This window comes from Streptomyces sp. LZ34 (assembly GCF_053890475.1).
Genome location: NZ_CM132680.1, coordinates 4,854,074 through 4,871,924, shown reverse-complemented (window position 1 = coordinate 4,871,924; position 17,851 = coordinate 4,854,074). Strand labels below are relative to the sequence as shown.

General features: G+C 71.2%; 18 protein-coding genes and 2 tRNA genes. 12 read left to right on the top strand and 8 right to left on the bottom strand.

Annotated features, from left to right (window positions below; genetic code table 11):
• Positions 1 to 19: 19 nt before the first annotated feature.
• From ACWY4P_RS19140 to ACWY4P_RS19130, 3 genes are all read left to right on the top strand, one after another.
• Complete coding sequence (locus ACWY4P_RS19140; RefSeq protein ID WP_456211754.1) at positions 20 to 478, top strand: molybdenum cofactor biosynthesis protein MoaE; 459 nt, start codon at positions 20 to 22, stop codon at positions 476 to 478.
• 186 nt (positions 479 to 664) lie between these two features.
• Positions 665 to 835, top strand: a complete 171-nt coding sequence (locus ACWY4P_RS19135; protein ID WP_179284916.1) for a hypothetical protein — start codon at positions 665 to 667, stop codon at positions 833 to 835.
• 65 nt (positions 836 to 900) lie between these two features.
• Entirely contained in the window at positions 901 to 1,989 is a 1,089-nt protein-coding gene (locus ACWY4P_RS19130; RefSeq protein ID WP_456211753.1) for a YlbL family protein, read from the top strand.
• A gap of 77 nt (positions 1,990 to 2,066) precedes the next feature.
• On the opposite strand, the gene ACWY4P_RS19125 is transcribed toward ACWY4P_RS19130, so the two are convergent.
• Positions 2,067 to 2,633, bottom strand: coding sequence for a PPA1309 family protein (locus ACWY4P_RS19125; RefSeq protein WP_456211752.1), 567 nt, complete (start codon positions 2,631 to 2,633; stop codon positions 2,067 to 2,069).
• A gap of 133 nt (positions 2,634 to 2,766) precedes the next feature.
• On the opposite strand from ACWY4P_RS19125, the gene ACWY4P_RS19120 reads away from it, so the two are divergent.
• From ACWY4P_RS19120 to ACWY4P_RS19105, 4 genes are all read left to right on the top strand, one after another.
• Positions 2,767 to 5,751 carry a UPF0182 family membrane protein gene (locus tag ACWY4P_RS19120; protein WP_456212978.1) on the top strand — a complete coding sequence of 995 codons (2,985 nt, stop codon included), beginning with the start codon at positions 2,767 to 2,769 and terminating at the stop codon, positions 5,749 to 5,751.
• A gap of 74 nt (positions 5,752 to 5,825) precedes the next feature.
• Positions 5,826 to 5,899 (top strand) — tRNA-Met (locus ACWY4P_RS19115).
• 183 nt (positions 5,900 to 6,082) lie between these two features.
• Positions 6,083 to 7,879, top strand: coding sequence for a tetratricopeptide repeat protein (locus tag ACWY4P_RS19110; protein WP_456211751.1), 1,797 nt, complete (start codon positions 6,083 to 6,085; stop codon positions 7,877 to 7,879).
• A gap of 109 nt (positions 7,880 to 7,988) precedes the next feature.
• A tRNA-Met gene (locus ACWY4P_RS19105) sits at positions 7,989 to 8,062 on the top strand.
• Positions 8,063 to 8,142: 80 nt separating this feature from the next.
• On the opposite strand, the gene ACWY4P_RS19100 is transcribed toward ACWY4P_RS19105, so the two are convergent.
• The 3 genes from ACWY4P_RS19100 to hisN all read right to left on the bottom strand — a co-directional run bounded on the left by ACWY4P_RS19100 (position 8,143) and on the right by hisN (position 10,143).
• Positions 8,143 to 8,559 (bottom strand): Fur family transcriptional regulator, encoded by a 417-nt coding sequence (locus ACWY4P_RS19100; protein ID WP_456211750.1) that lies wholly within the window; start codon positions 8,557 to 8,559, stop codon positions 8,143 to 8,145.
• Between the two features lie 144 nt (positions 8,560 to 8,703).
• On the bottom strand, positions 8,704 to 9,105 hold the full coding sequence (locus ACWY4P_RS19095; protein WP_456212977.1) for a CBS domain-containing protein: 402 nt from the start codon (positions 9,103 to 9,105) through the stop codon (positions 8,704 to 8,706).
• Positions 9,106 to 9,348: 243 nt separating this feature from the next.
• On the bottom strand, positions 9,349 to 10,143 hold the full coding sequence (gene hisN, locus ACWY4P_RS19090) for a histidinol-phosphatase (protein WP_456211749.1): 795 nt from the start codon (positions 10,141 to 10,143) through the stop codon (positions 9,349 to 9,351).
• A gap of 155 nt (positions 10,144 to 10,298) precedes the next feature.
• Between hisN and ACWY4P_RS19085 the strand changes: the two genes are divergently transcribed.
• Positions 10,299 to 10,886: a TetR family transcriptional regulator gene (locus ACWY4P_RS19085; RefSeq protein ID WP_456211748.1), complete on the top strand. Its 588-nt coding sequence runs from the start codon at positions 10,299 to 10,301 to the stop codon at positions 10,884 to 10,886.
• 21 nt (positions 10,887 to 10,907) lie between these two features.
• Here the strand turns inward: ACWY4P_RS19085 and ACWY4P_RS19080 are convergent, their stop codons facing one another.
• From ACWY4P_RS19080 to ACWY4P_RS19065, 4 genes are all read right to left on the bottom strand, one after another.
• Positions 10,908 to 11,231 (bottom strand): DMT family transporter, encoded by a 324-nt coding sequence (locus ACWY4P_RS19080; protein WP_319687125.1) that lies wholly within the window; start codon positions 11,229 to 11,231, stop codon positions 10,908 to 10,910.
• A 127-nt stretch (positions 11,232 to 11,358) separates the two neighbouring features.
• Positions 11,359 to 12,366 (bottom strand): ribosome small subunit-dependent GTPase A, encoded by a 1,008-nt coding sequence (gene rsgA, locus ACWY4P_RS19075; protein WP_456211747.1) that lies wholly within the window; start codon positions 12,364 to 12,366, stop codon positions 11,359 to 11,361.
• An 11-nt stretch (positions 12,367 to 12,377) separates the two neighbouring features.
• Positions 12,378 to 13,772: a 3-phosphoshikimate 1-carboxyvinyltransferase gene (gene aroA / locus ACWY4P_RS19070; RefSeq protein ID WP_456211746.1), complete on the bottom strand. Its 1,395-nt coding sequence runs from the start codon at positions 13,770 to 13,772 to the stop codon at positions 12,378 to 12,380.
• 103 nt (positions 13,773 to 13,875) lie between these two features.
• Positions 13,876 to 14,589: a M50 family metallopeptidase gene (locus ACWY4P_RS19065; protein WP_456211745.1), complete on the bottom strand. Its 714-nt coding sequence runs from the start codon at positions 14,587 to 14,589 to the stop codon at positions 13,876 to 13,878.
• Positions 14,590 to 14,722: 133 nt separating this feature from the next.
• Here ACWY4P_RS19065 and ACWY4P_RS19060 point away from each other — a divergent pair, with 133 nt between their 5' ends.
• From ACWY4P_RS19060 to rsrA, 4 genes are all read left to right on the top strand, one after another.
• Positions 14,723 to 15,556, top strand: coding sequence for an SOS response-associated peptidase (locus tag ACWY4P_RS19060; RefSeq protein ID WP_456211744.1), 834 nt, complete (start codon positions 14,723 to 14,725; stop codon positions 15,554 to 15,556).
• Positions 15,557 to 15,705: 149 nt separating this feature from the next.
• Complete coding sequence (locus ACWY4P_RS19055) at positions 15,706 to 16,329, top strand: alpha/beta hydrolase family protein (protein WP_456212976.1); 624 nt, start codon at positions 15,706 to 15,708, stop codon at positions 16,327 to 16,329.
• 330 nt (positions 16,330 to 16,659) lie between these two features.
• Positions 16,660 to 17,349, top strand: a complete 690-nt coding sequence (locus ACWY4P_RS19050; protein WP_456212975.1) for a sigma-70 family RNA polymerase sigma factor — start codon at positions 16,660 to 16,662, stop codon at positions 17,347 to 17,349.
• On the top strand, positions 17,346 to 17,663 hold the full coding sequence (rsrA, locus tag ACWY4P_RS19045; RefSeq protein ID WP_353592466.1) for a mycothiol system anti-sigma-R factor: 318 nt from the start codon (positions 17,346 to 17,348) through the stop codon (positions 17,661 to 17,663). Before ACWY4P_RS19050 ends, rsrA begins: the two co-directional genes overlap by 4 nt.
• Positions 17,664 to 17,851: the final 188 nt, after the last annotated feature.

Here is a 17,851-nt window from a genome sequence, read left to right as displayed (position 1 = left end):
GTGGGGCACGATGGGGCGCATGGGACGTACGTACGGCCATCCGGGCGAGCTCGCCGCCGCCGATCCGATCCGCCTGCTCGCGATCCGTGACACTCCTCTGTCCGTCGACGAGGTGTTCGGGGCGGTCGGCGACGCCGCCGCGGGGGGCACCGCGCTGTTCGTCGGCACGGTGCGCGACCACGACGGAGGCGCCGACGTGGGCGCCCTCGGCTACTCCGGCCACCCCACCGCCGAGGCGGAGCTGCGCCGGGTGGCCGAGAAGGTCGCGGCGGACTTCCCGGTGCGGGCGCTCGCCGCGGTGCACCGGGTCGGGGACCTCGTGGTCGGGGATCTGGCCGTGGTCGTGGCCGTGGCCTGCCCGCACCGCGCCGAGGCCTTCGCGGCCTGCCGCCGCCTGATCGACGACCTCAAGAGCGAGGTCCCCATCTGGAAGCACCAGACCTTCACGGACGGTACAGACGAATGGGTGGGCGCGTAGGGCCTCGTATGTGCGTAGCACCTTGGGTGTGCGTAGCGCACGGCGAGTGGGGCAGGGGAGGGGAGATGTACCGCTGACGGGTTACTCCGATTGCGTAACCCGCACCCTGCCCTGAGCGTTGAGCTGGCGGAGGATTAATCTGCTCATCTGTCAGTCGCGGTTGTGCTCAGGGGATGGGAGGCCGCCGTGGGTGTGCTTCTTTGGTTGCTCATTCCGGTTCTCGCCGCGTTGGCCGCCGTGCTCTATACCGCCTGGGCCTCGCGCACTCGCAAGACCGGGGATGTCGCCGAGCTCGCCGGGTACGCGCGGTTCCGTGAGGCGATGGAGCGCGCACATTCCGATTCGGATGCCGCCTAGTCGTCGTCGGCCCGTACGGACGGCCCGGGCGGTGGACTGACAGGCGTGTCCCGTACTGTCGTTCCATGCCACGCCGCACTGCGACGATGCTCGCTTCCCTTCTGATGCTGATCGCGCTGCTGTGCGCCGGGGCGCTGATCTCGGTGCCGTACGCGGAGATGTCGCCGGGCCCGACCTACAACACCCTGGGCTCCCACAAGGGCGAGTGCGTGCTGCAGATCTCCGGTCAGAAGGGCTGTGCGACCACCGGCGGGCACCTGAACATGACGACGGTGCGGGTCACCGGCTCCGAGTACAAGATGAACCTCATCGAGGCCGTCTACGGCTGGCTGGCCCACGACGACGTGGTGGTGCCGCACAGCACCCTCTATCCGGACGACAAGACCCCGGACGAGGTGAGCCAGGAGAACGCCGAGGAGTTCACCCAGTCCCAGGAGAGCGCCAAGGTGGCGGCGCTCAGGCAGCTGGGCAAGAAGGTCACGTCCCACGTCATCGTGGGCGTCGTGCAGCGGGACAAGCCGGCCCAGGGCCGGCTGCACGCGGGCGATGTGATCAAGGAGGTGGACGGTTCGGCGGTGCGGGGCCCGGAGGACGTCGCCAAGCTGATCACCAAGCACAAGCCCGGCGAGAAGGTCACCTTCTCGATCGTCCCGGCCAAGGACGCGGCCGCGGCGGAGAAGAAGAACCAGGAGGCCAAGGCCCGGAAGTCGGTCACCGTCACCACCGAGAAGGCGGAGGACGGCCGGGCGATCGTCGGCATCCAGGCCGGGGTCGACTACACCTTCCCGCTGAAGATCGACATCAAGCTGGCCGACGTGGGCGGGCCGAGCGCCGGGCTGATGTTCGCGCTGGGGATCGTTGACAAGCTGTCGGCGGGTGACCTGACCGGCGGGAAGTTCATCGCCGGCACGGGCACCATCGACGACAAGGGGACCGTCGGCCCGATCGGCGGGATCCAGATGAAGACCATCGGGGCGCGGAAGGCGGGCGCGGAGTACTTCCTCACGCCCCAGGAGAACTGCGCGGCGGCCGCCGCGGACAAGCCCGACGGCCTCACGCTGGTGAAGGTGCACACCATCGACGGGGCGATGAAGGCCCTGAAGCAGATCCGCGCGGGGAACACCGCCGCACTGCCCAAGTGCACCAAGAGCTGAGCGGCGGCTCCCGCGTACGTCCGCCGAGCGGCGGCCGCGGGGGTCGCCCCGCGGCCGTCACTCGGCGGACGCAGCCGTCACTCGGCGAAGGTGGCCGACAGCGCCTCGGCCAGCCCCGGCACCAGGTCGGCGCCGGTGAGCACCTCGGTGGGCGAGTCCTTCTCGCGCAGCCGCAGCGCCGCCTCGCGCGCCCCGTCCCGCAGGACCGCGACCGTCATCCGGACCTCCTGGCGCTCCGGGTGTTTCGCCACCCACGCGGCGAGCTGCTCCTCCTCCAGGTCCTTGGGCACGGAGTCCTCGGCGGACGGTGGCAGCATCAGCCGCTCGACGGTCAGCGCGCAGCCGGCCACCGCGTCGGGCCAGGCGATGGTGGCCAGGAACTCGTCCAGGAGGGCATTGGCGGGCAGCTCGTCCTGCTCGATGGGGGTGAGTGAGGCGGCGGGGGTGCCTTCGGGGTCCTCGTCGAGCCCGAGCTGGGCGGCGAGGCCAGGCTCCTGGGCGCGCAGCCGCGCGGTGTCCACGAGGGCGAAGAGGCGGGCCGGGCGGTCCCAGCCGAGCCCGGCGGCGTACTCGTCGATTTCGAGGACGGCACGGGTCAGCGGATTGGCGGCCAGCGGCCCGGAGGCGGGGGGAACGTTCGACATGGGTCATATCGTGCCCTGATCGGACCCGGAAACGGGAACTGAGTAAAGCCTGAGTAAGTTGCTCCAGTGGGTCCTACTGCCCGGACCCGCTCAGTCGACAGCGAACTTCGAGGTGCGCACCTTGGCTTTCCAGATGCCGGACCGCGGCGGAGGCCCGACAGGGCCGCGGATCAGAGTCGGCCGACCGTCCCGGCGAGTCCGGACCCTGCTCATGACCCTGGGTGTGCTGGCCGTGCTGGCCATGCTCTTCGTCATGTTCGCGGGGTACTGGACCGACTGGCTGTGGTACCGCTCGGTCCATTATTCCTCGGTCTTCACCACCACCCTGTGGACCAAGATCGGGCTGTTCTTCGTCTTCGGCCTGCTGATGGCCCTGGCCGTCGGGATCAACATCTGGCTCGCGCACCGGCTGCGGCCGCCGCTGAGCGCGATGTCGCTGGAGCAGCAGAGCCTGGACCGGTACCGCATGGGCATCGCCCCCTACAAGAAGTGGGTGCTGCTGGCGGTCACCGTGGTGGTCGGGCTGATCGCGGGCGCGTCCGCGTCCGGTCAGTGGCGGACCTGGCTGTTGTGGGTCAACGGTGTGCCGTTCCACGTCAAGGATCCGCAGTTCCACAAGGACGTGTCGTTCTACGCGTTCGATCTGCCCTGGTACCGCTTCCTGCTGAGCTTCGGCTTCGCGGCGACGGTGCTCTCGCTGGTCGCCGCCGCGCTGGTGCACTACCTCTACGGGGGGCTGCGCGTCACCAGCCCGGGCGCCCGCGCGACCGGCGCGGCCACCGGCCATCTGTCGGTACTGCTGGGCGTCTTCGTCGCCCTCAAGGCCGTGGCGTACTGGCTCGACCGGTACGGGCTGGCGGTGAAGTCGAGCGACTTCAAGGCCGCGGACAACTGGACCGGTCTGCGCTATGTGGACGCCCATGCCTATCTGCCCGCGAAGACGATCCTCTTCTGCATCGCGGCGATCTGCGCCGTGCTGTTCTTCGCGACGCTGTGGCGCCGCACCTGGCAGCTGCCCGTCATCGGCTTCGGCCTGATGGTGCTGTCGGCGATCCTGATCGGCGGGCTCTACCCGGCGATCGTGCAGAAGTTCCAGGTCCAGCCCAACGAGCAGGCCAAGGAAGCGCCGTACATCGAGAAGAACATCGAGGCCACCCGCAAGGCGTACGGCCTCGACGACTCCGATGTGACGCCCTACACGGGCGAGGCGCCCAAGGGCGCGGACCGCAAGCAGTTGCGCGCCGACGCCGACAGCACGGCGAGCCTGCGGCTGCTCGACCCGAATGTGGTCTCCCCGACCTTCCAGCAGCTCCAGAAGGTCAAGGACTACTACAGCTTCCCCGCCACCCTGGACGTGGACCGCTACAAGGGCGATGACGGCAAGGAGCAGGACACCGTCATCGGTCTGCGCGAGCTGAACGTGAGCGGCATCCCCGAGCACAACTGGATCAACGACCACTTCAAGTACACCCACGGGTACGGGGCGGTCGCGGCCAAGGGCACCACGACGTCCACGACGCGCCGCGGCGCCCCGGACTTCACCGAGGAGGACCTGCCCGCCAAGGGCCAGCTCCCGGACTACGAGCAGCGGATCTACTACGGCGAGAAGACCACCCAGTACTCGATCGTCGGCGGTCCGCAGAAGGAGCTCGACCGCTCCACCGACAAGGGTGAGAAGACCTACCGGTACCAGGGCGACAGTGGCGTCAAGCTGTCCAACCCGATCACCCGCGCCGCGTACGCGCTCACCTTCAGCGAGCCCCAGATCCTGTACTCCGGGGCCATAGGGGACGGTTCGCGCATCCTGTACAACCGCACGCCCAAGGAGCGCGTCGAGGCGGTCGCCCCGTGGCTGACCATCGACGGCGACGCCTATCCGGCGGTGGTCGACGGCCGGATCAAGTGGATAATCGACGCCTACACGACGACGGACGGCTATCCGTACGCGTCCCGTACGACGTTGGGCGACACGACCGCCGACTCGCTCAACGACACCGACGGCGAGCGTTCGGTCGTCGCGCAGCAGAACAAGGTCAACTACATCCGGAACTCGGTCAAGGCGACCGTCGACGCGTACGACGGCAAGGTCACGCTGTACGAGTGGGACACCAAGGACCCGGTGCTGAAGACCTGGAAGAAGGCGTTTCCGGGCACGGTCAAGCCGAAGAGCGCGATCAGCGACAGCCTGATGGAGCATCTGCGCTACCCGCAGGACATGTTCAAGGTGCAGCGCGAGCTGCTCACCCGCTATCACGTCACCAACCCCGTGACGTTCTACAGCGGCAGTGAGGTGTGGCAGGTCCCGGACGACCCCACCAACAAGGGCAACTCCGTACCGCCGTACTACCTGAGCATGAAGATGCCGGATCAGAAGGAACAGACCTTCTCGCTGACGACGACGCTCACGCCCAAGGGCCGGGACAACCTCGGCGCGTTCGTGGCGGTTGACGCGGACTCGGAGAGCGGCAGCTACGGCAAGATCAGAATCCTCAAGCTGCCATCCGATACCGGTGTGGCAGGTCCACAGTTGGTGCAGGCCAACTTCAACTCCGATGACTTGATCGCCGGAAAGCTCAACATCCTCAAGAGAGGTGATTCGGAGATCGAGTACGGCAATCTGCTCACCGTTCCACTCGGGGGCGGCCTGCTGTACGTCGAGCCGGTCTATCTGCGCGGCGCCGGTACCGACCTTCCGCTGCTGCGGCAGGTGCTGGTCAGTTACGGGAACAAGACCGCCTTCGAGAGCTCGCTCAGCAAGGCACTGGACGTGGTCTTCGGCCAGAGCGCGCCATCGGACAACACGGACGACGGCCAGGACGGCGGTGGCGGAGGCGGTGGCGGTGATGACACGGCCAAGCCACCGACCGGTGACGCCACGGTCGCGCAGGCCCTGAAGGACGCCGCGAAGGCGTACCAGCAGGCCCAGGACGCGCTCAAGAAGGACCCGCAGGACTGGACGGCCTACGGCAAGGCCCAGAAGGCCCTGAAGGACGCGCTGGACCGAGCTGCCAAGGCCGAGGAGAAGGCCGCCAAGCAGAAGGACCAGAAGCAGAGTCCACCCGCCGACAACAAGGCTGACGACAAGGCCGACGACAAGGCCAGGAGAGAAGACACCTGAGGTGATGCCCGGCCGCTCGGGAGCACACCCGGGCGGCCACCGTCCCGCGCCGTGGTAACGTAAAGACACAACGGCGCGGGGTGGAGCAGCTCGGTAGCTCGCTGGGCTCATAACCCAGAGGTCGCAGGTTCAAATCCTGTCCCCGCTACTGACAGACAAGGCCCGGATCCGCAAGGATCCGGGCCTTGTCGTGCGTCCACCGGGATGTCCACCCAAGGAATCGCGATACAAGCGTTTGGGTTGTCTCTCTGTGGGCATGTCGACAAAACGCTGAAGTGACCTCATCCGCTGCGGTATACCAAGGTGTACCCGGGTTGCAGGTGATGCCACGATGGAATTTATGGGGGACAGGGTCAGTCTGTTGGAGACAGGGCGTTTTGCGCACGCGCACGACGGTGCCGAGGACGAGGAGGAGACCCGGCACCGCCGGGCCGCCGAGTCCGGTGACATCGCGTCGATGAGCGCCCTGGGCGCGCTGCTGCTGCGCCGCGGCGACCTCGACGGCGCCGAGCCGCAGCTACGCGCGGCGACCGCGGCGGGCGACCGCGCCGCGGCCAACAACCTCGGCGTCCTCCTCCACCAGCGCGGCTACGCCGACGAGGCGGCCGGCTGGTGGCGCGTCGCCGCCGTCGCCGGGTCCGCCGCCGCGGCCCACGCCCTCGGCCGCCACCACCGCGAGCGCGGGGACGAGCCCGCCGCCGAGTACTGGCTGCGCCAGTCCGCCGAGTCCGGGCACGCCCTGGGCGCGTACGCCCTCGCCGACCTGCTCGAGCACCGCAGCGACATCGGCGCCGAGCGCTGGTTCCGGTCCGCCGCCGAGCGCGGCCACCGCGAGGCCTCGTACCGCCTCGCCCGCATCCTCGACAAGCGCGAGGACGAGGCCGCCAGAGGGCGCGCCGGTCCCGGCGCCGAGTCGGAGGCCGAGCAGTGGTACCGGCAGGCCGCCGCGCGCGGCCACCGGCGCGCCGCCCTCCACCTCGGCACGCTCCTGGAGAAGCGCGGCGAGATCCAGGAGGCGGGCCGCTGGTACCTGACGTCCGCCAAGGACGGCGAGGCCCGCGCCGCCTGCGCGCTCGGCTTCCTGCTGCGCGACGCGGGCGACACCGACAGCGCCGCCGTCTGGTGGCACCGCGCCGCCCAGGACGGCGACGGCAACGCGGCCAATGCGCTGGGCGCCCTGCACGCCGACCGTGGTGAGACGCAGACCGCCGAGCGCTGGTACCGCGCCGCCCTGGAGGCCGGGGACATCAACGGCGCGTACAACCTGGGGCTGCTCTGCGCCGAGCAGGGCCGCACCGCGCAGGCCGAGCAGTGGTACCGCCGCGCCGCCTACGCCGGGCACCGCGAGGCCGCCAACGCCGTGGCCGTCATACTGCTCCAGCGCGCCGACGCGGCCGGCGCCGAGCCATGGTTCTCCAAGGCCGCCGAGGCGGGCAGCGTGGACGCCGCGTTCAACCTGGGCATCCTGCACGCCGGACGGGGCGAGGAGCGGGCCGCCCAGCAGTGGTACGAGCGGGCCGCCGCCGCCGGCCACACCGAGGCCTCGCTCCAGGTCGGCATCGCCCTGCTGCGCGAGGGCGACGGCCGTGAGGCCGAGCGCCATCTGCGCTGCGCGGCCGGGGGCGGCAGCGCGGAGGCCGCCTTCCGGCTGGGCGCGCTGCTGGACCGGCCGTCCGCCGACGAAGGCGCGCCGCCCGGGTCCCTGGGGCGCGCCGAGGCGGAGTCGGCCGTGCCCGAGTACGAGGAGTGGTACGAGCGCGCCGCCCGCCAGGGCCACCGGCGCGCCCAGGTGCGGATGGGCATGCTCGCCGCCGCCCGGGGCGATGTGGTGGAGGCCGCCCGCTGGTACCGCGAGGCCGCCGAGGCGGGCAGCAGCAACGGCGCCTTCAACCTGGGTCTGCTGCTCGCCCGCGAGGGCAGCGAGCCGGAGGCCGCCCTGTGGTGGACCCGTGCCGCCGAGGCCGGCCACGGACGCGCCGCGCTCCGCCTGGCCCTGCTCGCGGCCCGCCGCGGCGCCCTGTCCGAGGGCCAGCGCTGGTGCGCCCGCGCGGTCGAGCTGGGCCCGGCGGAGGTCGCCGAGCGCGCGGCCCGGCTGCGGGACGCCCTTCAGCAGGAGCTCACGGCGTAGCTCCGCCGGACAGAGGCTCGGCGGCGCGCTCGCGCTCGCCTTCCCGTCGCCCCCTCTTCTCGCGATTTGCCCCAGCCGTCGCCATGTGGTTAACATTGCGGCACAACGGCGCGGGGTGGAGCAGCTCGGTAGCTCGCTGGGCTCATAACCCAGAGGTCGCAGGTTCAAATCCTGTCCCCGCTACTAAGGCGAAGGGCCCGGATCCACAAGGATCCGGGCCCTTCGTGTCGCGCCCGTGTGCCTTCTCAAGGCGGCCTGAGGGATCAGGCGGCCACGCAGTCGGGGCAGAGGCCGCGGTAGGTGACCTCGACCTCCGAGACCGCGAAGCCGAAGCGCTCCGCCGCCGGGAGGTCGGCCAGCGGGTCGCCGGAGGGGTGGACATCACGGATGGTGCCGCACCGCGCGCAGATCAGGTGCTGGTGCGCGTGGTGGGCGTTCGGGTCGTAGCGCTTGGCCCGACCGTCCGTGCTGACCTCGACCACCTCGCCGAGCGAGACCAACTCCCCGAGGGTGTTGTACACGGTCGCGCGCGAGATCTCCGGCAGACGGGCGGCCGCCAGGGCGTGTACCTCATCGGCCGTGTAGTGCACGTGGTCCCCGCTGAGGACCTCGGCGACGACACGCCGCTGGGCCGTCAGTCGCCAGCCGCGTCCCCGGAGCCGTTCCAGCAGGTCACTCATGCCATTCACCTATCAGTCAGATATGGCAAGAGTAGCAGCGGGCCGGTCCATGACCAGATCTCGTATCACTTTCCAGTGATTCTTGACTTAGACCTTGTCCAATATGGGATCCGCGGCAGCCGCGCGCCCGTCGCGCACGGCTTCTCACCCCGCCAGCGCGGGCTCCGGCTGTCGCGCGCCGGCCCAGCAGCGGATGATGTCGCGCACCGACACCACACCCACCGGATCGCCCGCCTCCAGGACGATCAGATGGCGGAAGCCGCCGTGGGACATCGCGCGCGCCGCCTCGTCGAGCGTCCACTGAGGGGCGGCGAAGACGACGTCGGCGGTGGTGTGGGCATGAGCCCGCTCATGGTCCGGGTCCTGGCCCGCGCCCAGTGAGTTGAGGACATCGCGCTCGGTCAGGATGCCGAGCCCGCTGGTATCAGGGTCCAGCACGATCGCCGAGCCGACGCGTCGGGCGGACATCAGCCGCGCGGCCTGGCGCAGGGTGTGGGCGGGGCCGATGGTGAGGACCACTGAACTCATGGCGTCGCGGACGAGCATGGGCGGGGACATGGTCGTGCCACCTCCTTGGCGAATCCTTACTGCGGGGAACTGCGTGTTGTGTGCGCTGCGTGGACTGCGGCGCTGCGTCGCGGCGCGATGCCGCACAAGTTCACAAGCGCGCGGATTCACATGTTCACATGGAGGCGTGGACGACAACAAGGGGCGTGCGGAAGCCGATCTGCCGCCTGACGCGCCCCCATACCCGGGGATGCACGAGCCGGTCCGGGGTCCGGACGACCCCTAGTCGCCCAGGTAGCTCAGCAGTTCGCCGTGCAGCAGCCCGTTCGACGCCGCGGCGTCCCCGCTGAGCGGCCCCGGCACCCCGTCGAGCCCCGTGAAGCGGCCGCCCGCCTCCTGGACGATGATCGCGTTCGCCGCCATGTCCCACAGCGACAGCTCGGGCTCGGCACAGATGTCCACCGACCCCTCGGCGACCATCATGTATGGCCAGAAGTCGCCGTAGCCGCGCGTCCGCCAGCAGGCCCGGGTCAGGTGGAGGAAGCCGTCCAGCCTGCCGCGCTCCTCCCAGCCGCTGAGCGAGGAGTAAGCGAACGACGCGTCCTCCAGCCGAGCCACCCGCGACACCGCCAGCCGACTCGCGGACGACAGGCTCCGCCCGGTGTACGCCCCCAGCCCCTCGGCCGCCCACCAGCGGCGGCCGAGCGCCGGCGCCGACACCACCCCGACGACCGGCCGGTCGCCGCCCGCGCCACGTTCCATGAGCGCGATCAGCGTGGCCCAGACCGGCACCCCGCGCACATAGTTCTTGGTGCCGTCGATCGGGTCCACGACCCAGCGGCGCGGGCCGGTGCCCTCGCTGCCGAACTCCTCGCCCAGGACCGCGTCCCGCGGCCGGGCGCGCCGCAGCGAGGTGCGGATCAGTTCCTCGGCCGCCTTGTCGGCCTCGCTGACCGGCGTCATATCGGGCTTCGTCTCGACCTTGAGGTCGAGCGCTTTGAATCGCTCCATGGTGGTGGCGTCGGCGGCATCGGCGAGTACATGGGCGAGACGCAGGTCATCGTGGTAGTCGGGCATGGCCGAACAGTATCGACACGGAATCGGCCGATCCACACGACCACGGACCGACGGGGGCGCCGGGGGCGCACGCCGTGGCTATTGACACTACCTGGCGGTGCGTCAATTCTGTCCGCACGTGCCGCCGAATGGGACGCATGGCCTGGGAGGCGATTATGCCCGCAGCACGTGAATCCTTACTCGACGCGGCCTTCACCGCGCTCGCCGACCGCCCGTGGGCGGTGGTCCGCATGGTCGATGTGGCCATCGCGGCCGGGGTCTCGCGGCAGACGCTCTACAACGAGTTCGGCAGCAAGGACGGCCTCGCGCGCGCTCTGGTGTGCCGCGAGGCCGAGGCGTATCTGATCGGCGTCGAGCGGGCGCTGTCCGGAGCGTCCGGCGCCGCCGGCCCGAACGAGCGGCTGGCGGCCGCGGCAGGCTGGACCGTACGGGCGGCGGCCGCGAACCCTCTGGTGCGGGCGGTGCTCACCGGCTGCTGGAACGAACGGCTGCCCTCGCCCGCACGCACGGGAGCCCCCTCGGTGCGGCGCCCGGACGTCCCGGACCCGCTGCCCTCGCCCGTCGAGCTCCTGGGGCAGATCAGGGACCGCGCGGTGCGCCTGCTGGCGGGCGACTGGCCGCAGGGCGATGCGGCGGATCTGAGCCAGGCCTGCGAGACGGCCGCGCGCCTGGCACTGTCGTACGTGGTCGCGCCCGTGTCGGAGGAGGAGGTGGAGAGCCTGGTGCGCGGGGCGTTGGCCTAGGCCCGGACAGGGCCTGGCCGGCTAGTGCGCCGAGCCGGAGAGCTGGAGCCCGATCACGCCGACGATCACCAGCGAGATGGAGATGAGCTTGAGCGTGGAGACCAGGTCACCGAGGAAGACCATGCCGTAGATCGCGGTCCCGGCCGCCCCGATGCCCGTCCACACCGCGTACGCGGGGCCCACGTCCAGCTTCTTCAGAGAGAGCGTCAGCAGTCCGAAGCTGCCCAGCGCGAAGGCGCAGAAGGCGATGGTGGGCCAGAGTCGGGTGAAGCCGTGCGAGAGCTTGAGACAGACGGCGAAGCCCGTTTCGAGTAGCCCGGCGACCACGACCAGCAGCCACGCCATACATGTCCTCCCGCGCCGGTGTCGGCTGCTTCCCGCCTCGCTCGCCCGGAGTTGATCTGGACCGGTGCGATTATCCATTTACCTCCCATGCCATGGCGGGTGGCAAACGTCGCGTCGGCGGGCGGGGTCAGTCCCCTTCCCGCCGCTCGCGCGTGGCCAGCAGCCGCCGCAGGGAGTAGAGCCGGGCCGGATCGGCGTGGCCGTCGGCCACCCACTGGTCCAGCGCGCAGTCCGGCTCGTCGTGGCTACAGGCGCGCGGACAGCCCTCGGTGCCCGGCTCCAGGTCCGGGAAGGCGTGGATGACCCGCGCGGGGTCCACATGGTGCAGCCCGAAGGACCGTACGCCCGGGGTGTCGATCGCCCAGCCGTCGCCGCCGGGCAGCGGCAGCGCGAGCGCGGACGTGGTGGTGTGGCGGCCGCGGCCGGTGACCGCGTTGACCCGGCCCGTGGCCCGCTTGTGCTCCGGCACCAGGGCGTTGACCAGGGTCGTCTTGCCGACGCCCGAGTGCCCGACGAAGACCGTGATCTGGTCCGTGAGGCGTTCGCGCACCCGGTCGGCCGCGCCGCCGTCGGCCAGCTCCTCACGGTTGGTGACGACAAAGGGGACGCCGAGCGGCTCGTACGTCTCCAGGAGGGTGGCCGCCGGGGCGAGGTCGGACTTGGTGAGGACCAGCAGCGGGGACAGCCCCGCGTCGAAGGCGGCGACCAGGCAGCGGTCGATCAGGCGCGGGCGCGGCTCGGGGTCGGCGAGCGCGGTGACGATGGCCAGCTGATCGGCGTTGGCGACGACCACCCGCTCGAAGGGGTCGTCGTCGTCCGCGGTGCGGCGCAGCACCGACGAGCGCTCCTCGACCCGCACGACGCGCGCAAGGGTGTCCTTGGCGCCCGACAGGTCCCCGACGACCGCGACCCGGTCCCCGACCACCACGCCCTTGCGGCCCAGCTCGCGGGCCTTCATGGCGATGATCGTGCGGTCCTCGACCAGGACCGTCAGCCGGCCTCGGTCGACGGTCAGCACAAAGCCCTCGGTGGCGTCCTCGTGCTTGGGGCGGATGCTGGTGCGGGGGCGGTTGCCCCTGCGGTTGGGGCGGACCCGGACGTCGTCCTCGTCGGTGTGCTTGCCGTAGCGGCGCATGGCGGCGCGCCTCAGGCTCTCCGCGCCGGGGCCGTCGCCGCGTCGAGCATGCCGGTCCACAGGCCGGGGAAGTCGGGCAGGGTCTTGGCCGTGGTGGCGACGTTCTCGATCTGTACGCCCTCGACGACCAGGCCGATGACCGCGCCGGCGGTGGCCAGCCGGTGGTCCTCGTAGGTGTGGAAGACCCCGCCGTGCAGCGGACGCGGGCGGATCCGCAGCCCGTCGGCGGTCTCGGTGACATCACCGCCGAGCTCGTTGATCTCCTTGGCCAGAGCCGCGAGCCGGTCGGTCTCGTGCAGCCGCAGATGCGCGATGCCGTGCAGCGAGGACTCGGAGTCGGCCAGGGCCGCCACCGCCGCGATCACCGGTGTGAGCTCGCCCACCTCGTGCAGGTCGGCGTCGATGCCGGTGATCCGGCCGGTGCCGGAGAAGGTCAGACCGGCGTCGGTCAGCTCGCAGGAGCCGCCCATGTCGGTGAAGATCCGGCGCAGCGCATCACCGGGCTGGGTGGTGCGCTCCGGCCAGTCCGGGATCGTCACCCGGCCGCCGGTGACCAGGGCGGCCGCCAGGAACGGCGCCGCGTTGGACAGGTCGGGCTCGACCACCAGGTCGCGGCCCAGCAGGGCGCTGGGCGACACCCGCCATACGTTCGGCTCGCCGCCCGCCTCCGGGGCGTCCACGGCCGCGCCCGCGGCCCGCAGCATGTCGACGGTCATCCGGATGTGCGGCAGCGAGGGCAGCGCGGCGCCCACGTGGCGCACCTCGACGCCCTGGTTGAAGCGCGGCGCGGACAGCAGCAGCGCGCTGACGAACTGCGACGAGGAGGAGGCGTCGATGCGCACCGGGCCGCCGTCCAGCGCCCCGCCGCCGTGCACGGTCATCGGCAGCGCGCCGCGGCCGTCGTCGTCGATCCGGGCGCCGAGCGCGCGCAGCGCGTCTATCACGCCGTGCAGCGGGCGCTCGTGGGAGCGTGGGTCGCCGTCGAACCGCACCGGGCCGTCGGCCAGCGCCGCGACCGGCGGCAGGAAGCGCATCACCGTGCCGGCGTTGCCGACGTCGACGGTGGCCGGGCCGTGCAGACCCGCCGGGATGACCCGCCAGGCCTCTCCGCCGCCCTCGGGGCCAGGTCCGCCGAGGGAGCCGCGGGAGCCGGGGGAACGGTCGGGCACCGTCTCCTCGATGCCCACACCCAGGGTGCGCAGCGCCTCGGCCATCAGAAGGGTGTCGCGGGAGCGCAGCGGGCGGCGCAGCCAGCCGGGCTCGGCGGCGAGCGCGGCCAGGATCAGGCCGCGGTTGGTGACCGACTTGGATCCGGGCACGGTGACGGTCGCGTCGACCGCTCCGTCGGCGAGCGGAGCGGGCCAGAGGGCGGCGTGCGCGCCCGAGGAGGTCTCAATGCCGGTCATGGCTCTCACTTTAGTGGCTCGCCGAGAGTGGGATTCTTGATCAAAAACGGCGAAACCCGGTCGAAACACGCCGCTGGTATGGACAACTCACCGGGACCGCGGGTCACAGCCCCAGCAGCCAGCGCCCGCCGCCGATCAGCGAGGTCAGCGAGACCACGTGGAAGAGCAGCAGCCAGACCGTGGCAGGGACATTGGTCAGCCGCGCCAGCTGGTCGGGGTCGGAGTCGTGCGCCCCCGAGTAGCGGCGCTTGCGCTGGAGCTCGAACGGAGGGCGGACGCCGCCCAGGAGCAGGAACCACACCACGACGTACGCGAAGGCCGCCTGGACGTCCGGCTCGGTCAGCCAGGAGACGAGGAAGAAGGCGGCCCCGGAGACGACCACGGTGAGCACGCCGTACGCGTTGCGGATCATGACCAGCATCACCGCCAGCAGCGCCGTCGTCCCCCACAACAGGGCGGTGATATGGCCCGCGGCCAGCAGCCACGCGCCCGCCAGGCCGAGCAGGGACGGCGCGGTGTAGCCGGCGGCCGCGGTGAGGATCATGCCGAGGCCGGTGGGCTTGCCGCGCGAGACGGTCAGCCCCGAGGTGTCCGAGTGCAGGCGTATGCCGTCCAGCCGACGACCGCTGAGGAGCGCCACCAGGCCGTGGCCGCCCTCGTGGGCGATGGTGATGGCGTTGCGCGCGATCCGCCAGGCCGTCTGCGACACGACGACCGCGAGCGCGACGAGCCCGGTGGCGGCGACCAGCCAGGAGGTGGGGTCCGGCTGGGTGCCGACGACGCGGTCCCACAGATCGGCGGCGTTCGTGCTGTCCATGTGCGGGAGACTCCTCGCGTCCGTCTTCGGTGCTTCTGCTCTGATGCTTCTGCTCTTCAGTACGTTCTTCGTGGCCGCTCGGTTTCGACGGCCCGGCGTCACCGGCCCTGGGCGTCGTGGCAGTGTGGCACCTATGTGCGGTCGATACGCAGCGAGCCGGAAGCCCGAGGACCTCGTCGGCCTCTTCGGGGTGCAGAAGTGGGAGCCGGAGGAGACGCTGGCCCCGGACTGGAACGTCGCGCCCACCAAGGACGTGTACGCGGTACTCGAACGCTCCCTTAAGGACGCCGACGATCCGAGCCCGGTCCGCCAGCTGAGAGCGCTGAAGTGGGGGCTGGTGCCGTCCTGGGCCAAGACTCCGGACACCGGCGTGAAGATGATCAACGCGCGGGCGGAGACGGTGCACGAGAAGCCCTCCTACCGCCGCCCCTTCGCCGCGCGCCGCTGCCTGCTGCCCGCCGACGGCTACTACGAGTGGGTCACCGGCTCGGGGGAGCGGCAGCTGGAGGAGCAGGGGAAGCGGAAGCGGCCGCGCAAGCAGCCCTATTTCGTGACCCCGGTGGACGGCTCGGTGATGGCCATGGCCGGGCTGTACGAGTTCTGGCGGGACCGGACGCTGCCGGACGACCATCCGCGGGCCTGGTGGGTGACCTGCACGGTCATCACGACCGAGGCGGAGAAGGAGCCGTTTCCCCCGCTGGGCGAGGGCGGGGACGACACCGGCGCGGGGCCGCGGTCGCTGGCCGAGATCCATCCGCGGATGCCGCTGGTGCTCACCGAGGACCGCTGGGCGGCGTGGCTCGACCCCTCCCGCACCGACCCCGACGAGCTGCGCTCGCTGCTCGCCCCACCGCCCGCGGGGCTGCTGCGCGCCTACCCGGTCGCCACGGCCGTCAGTGACGTACGTAACAACGGCCCGGAGCTGGTGACCGAGCTGGAGGCCCCCGAGACGAGCACTCTCTTCTGAGCGGCCTCCCGGGCGCAGCCGCCGAGACGCGGCAGGATGGGCACGTGAGCGCCGAGCAGACCGAGCAACCAGCCAAGAGCGGGACGACCGAGAGCGGCACGACTGAGAGCGGGACGCCCGGGAACGGGACGACCGGGATCAGCGAGACCGTGCCGACCCCCGTCGGCGACGCCCGCATCACCTGGCACCGCGCCCCCGGGGCCCGCACCGTGCTGGCCGTGAGCCACGGCGCCGGGGGCGGGATCGAGGCGCGGGACCTGCGGGCGCTGGCCGCCGCGCTGCCGCCGCTGGGCGTCAGCGTCGCGCTGGTCGAGCAGCCGTGGCGGGTGGCGGGCAAGAAGGTCGCGCCCGCGCCGAAGACCCTGGACACCGGATGGCGCGCGCTGTGGCCCGCCCTGGAGAAGCCCGGGCTGCCGGTCGTCGCGGGCGGCCGCAGCGCCGGGGCGCGGGTGGCCTGCCGCACGGCGCGCGAGCTGGGCGCGAGCGCCGTGCTGGCGCTGTCCTTCCCGCTGCACCCGCCGGGCAAGCCGGAGCGGTCCCGGGCCGAGGAGCTGCTGGGTGCCGGTCTGCCGACGCTGGTGGTCCAGGGCGGCCGCGATCCGTTCGGCCGCCCCGAGGAGTTCCCCGAGCTGCCCGCCGGGATGGAGCTGATCGGGATCCCGCACGGCGACCACGGTTTCGCCGTGCCCAAGAAGGCGGACATCGGCCAGGAGGAGGCGCTGGCGCGGATCACCGGCGCCGTGGCCGACTGGCTGGCCCGCGTACCGCTCTGAGCTGCGCGGACGCATCGTACGGGGCGGCGGGGGCGGCCCGGGAATGAGGCCGGGACGCCTTGTGTTGTAAGGGGCGTCGACATGGCTCCCAGCCACTGCTGGGAGGTGCCCCCGGACAAGGCACAGGCTCAGGTACACGCACCAGCAGAAGGAGTCCCCAGTATGGGTTCGCTCGCTTGCCCGGCCCGCCCGCGCGCCGCCGACCTGGGCTGGTCGCAGCCGCAGACGGGGTGGACCGCCCGGAACGAAGCGGCGGGCGGACCGGATCGTCGTCTATTCTCCGATTCGAGCGGGTCCGCAATCGGCGGCCTCGCCACGAACGCGGAGGAGGTGGGTCAGGTCACTGGCACCGACGCGGGGACCGACGGCGCGACCGAGGGCCGGCCGGTCGGGCAGCCGCAAGAGACGGACGTCGAGCGCAATGCGCGCTTCGAACGGGATGCCCTTACCTTCCTCGACCAGATGTACTCCGCCGCATTGCGTATGACACGTAATCCGGCCGACGCCGAGGACCTGGTGCAGGAGATGTACGCGAAGGCGTACGGATCCTTCCACCAGTTCCGTGAGGGCACCAACCTCAAGGCGTGGCTGTACCGCATCCTGACCAACACCTTTATCAACTCGTACCGCAAGAAGCAGCGGGAACCCCAGCGCAGCGCGGCCGAGGAGATCGAGGACTGGCAGCTTGCGCGCGCCGAGTCGCACATGTCGACCGGTCTGCGCTCCGCCGAGTCGCAGGCGCTCGATCACCTCCCGGACTCGGACGTCAAGGAGGCGCTCCAGGCCATTCCCGAGGAGTTCCGCATCGCGGTTTATCTCGCGGACGTCGAGGGGTTTGCCTACAAGGAGATCGCAGACATCATGGGGACACCCATCGGCACCGTGATGTCGCGGTTGCACCGTGGGCGCCGCCAGCTGCGCGGTCTGCTCGAGGACTACGCCCGTGGGCGCGGGCTGGTCCCGGCCGGCGCGCCCGCCGCGGCGGACGAGTCGCACGATCGGAAAGGCGCGGACTCATGAGCTGCGGAGACCCGCACGAGACGGATTGCTCCGAGGTCCTCGACCATCTCTACGAGTTCCTCGACCGCGAGATGCCCGACGTCGACCGCGCCAAGCTCGAGGTGCACTTCCACGAGTGCTCCCCCTGCCTGGAGAAGTACGGCCTGGAGCAGGCCGTGAAGAAGCTGGTCAAGCGGTGCTGCGGCCATGACGACGTGCCCAGCGACCTGCGCTCGAAGGTCATGAGCCGCATCGAGCTGATCCGCTCCGGCGAGGGAGTGCCGGAGCGGGAGGTCACCGCGGAGGCGAACGCGCCGACGCCCGCGCAGGACTAGCCGACTGCCCGCGCCGCGGGACCAGCCGAGGCCCGCGACGCAGGACCAGCCGTCCGCGCGGCACCGGCGCCCGCCGCGGCGCGGACGTCACCGAAACCGCTGAAGCCGCCCGATCATCACCCGAAGGTGTGCAATCGGGCGGACCATACGGACCAACCCCGCGCGCCCGGCTCTATCCTCCCCAATCT

What these genes read in the sequence shown, in the direction of transcription:
- ACWY4P_RS19140 (WP_456211754.1), top strand. Translation starts at nt 20, where the DNA reads ATGGGACGTACGTACGGCCATCCGGGCGAGCTCGCCGCCGCCGATCCG.
- ACWY4P_RS19130 (WP_456211753.1), top strand. Translation starts at nt 901, where the DNA reads ATGCCACGCCGCACTGCGACGATGCTCGCTTCCCTTCTGATGCTGATC.
- ACWY4P_RS19125 (WP_456211752.1), bottom strand. Translation starts at nt 2,633, where the DNA reads ATGTCGAACGTTCCCCCCGCCTCCGGGCCGCTGGCCGCCAATCCGCTG.
- ACWY4P_RS19120 (WP_456212978.1), top strand. Translation starts at nt 2,767, where the DNA reads ATGCCGGACCGCGGCGGAGGCCCGACAGGGCCGCGGATCAGAGTCGGC.
- ACWY4P_RS19110 (WP_456211751.1), top strand. Translation starts at nt 6,083, where the DNA reads ATGGAATTTATGGGGGACAGGGTCAGTCTGTTGGAGACAGGGCGTTTT.
- ACWY4P_RS19100 (WP_456211750.1), bottom strand. Translation starts at nt 8,559, where the DNA reads ATGAGTGACCTGCTGGAACGGCTCCGGGGACGCGGCTGGCGACTGACG.
- ACWY4P_RS19095 (WP_456212977.1), bottom strand. Translation starts at nt 9,105, where the DNA reads ATGCTCGTCCGCGACGCCATGAGTTCAGTGGTCCTCACCATCGGCCCC.
- hisN (WP_456211749.1), bottom strand. Translation starts at nt 10,143, where the DNA reads ATGCCCGACTACCACGATGACCTGCGTCTCGCCCATGTACTCGCCGAT.
- ACWY4P_RS19085 (WP_456211748.1), top strand. Translation starts at nt 10,299, where the DNA reads ATGCCCGCAGCACGTGAATCCTTACTCGACGCGGCCTTCACCGCGCTC.
- ACWY4P_RS19080 (WP_319687125.1), bottom strand. Translation starts at nt 11,231, where the DNA reads ATGGCGTGGCTGCTGGTCGTGGTCGCCGGGCTACTCGAAACGGGCTTC.
- rsgA (WP_456211747.1), bottom strand. Translation starts at nt 12,366, where the DNA reads ATGCGCCGCTACGGCAAGCACACCGACGAGGACGACGTCCGGGTCCGC.
- aroA (WP_456211746.1), bottom strand. Translation starts at nt 13,772, where the DNA reads ATGACCGGCATTGAGACCTCCTCGGGCGCGCACGCCGCCCTCTGGCCC.
- ACWY4P_RS19065 (WP_456211745.1), bottom strand. Translation starts at nt 14,589, where the DNA reads ATGGACAGCACGAACGCCGCCGATCTGTGGGACCGCGTCGTCGGCACC.
- ACWY4P_RS19060 (WP_456211744.1), top strand. Translation starts at nt 14,723, where the DNA reads ATGTGCGGTCGATACGCAGCGAGCCGGAAGCCCGAGGACCTCGTCGGC.
- rsrA (WP_353592466.1), top strand. Translation starts at nt 17,346, where the DNA reads ATGAGCTGCGGAGACCCGCACGAGACGGATTGCTCCGAGGTCCTCGAC.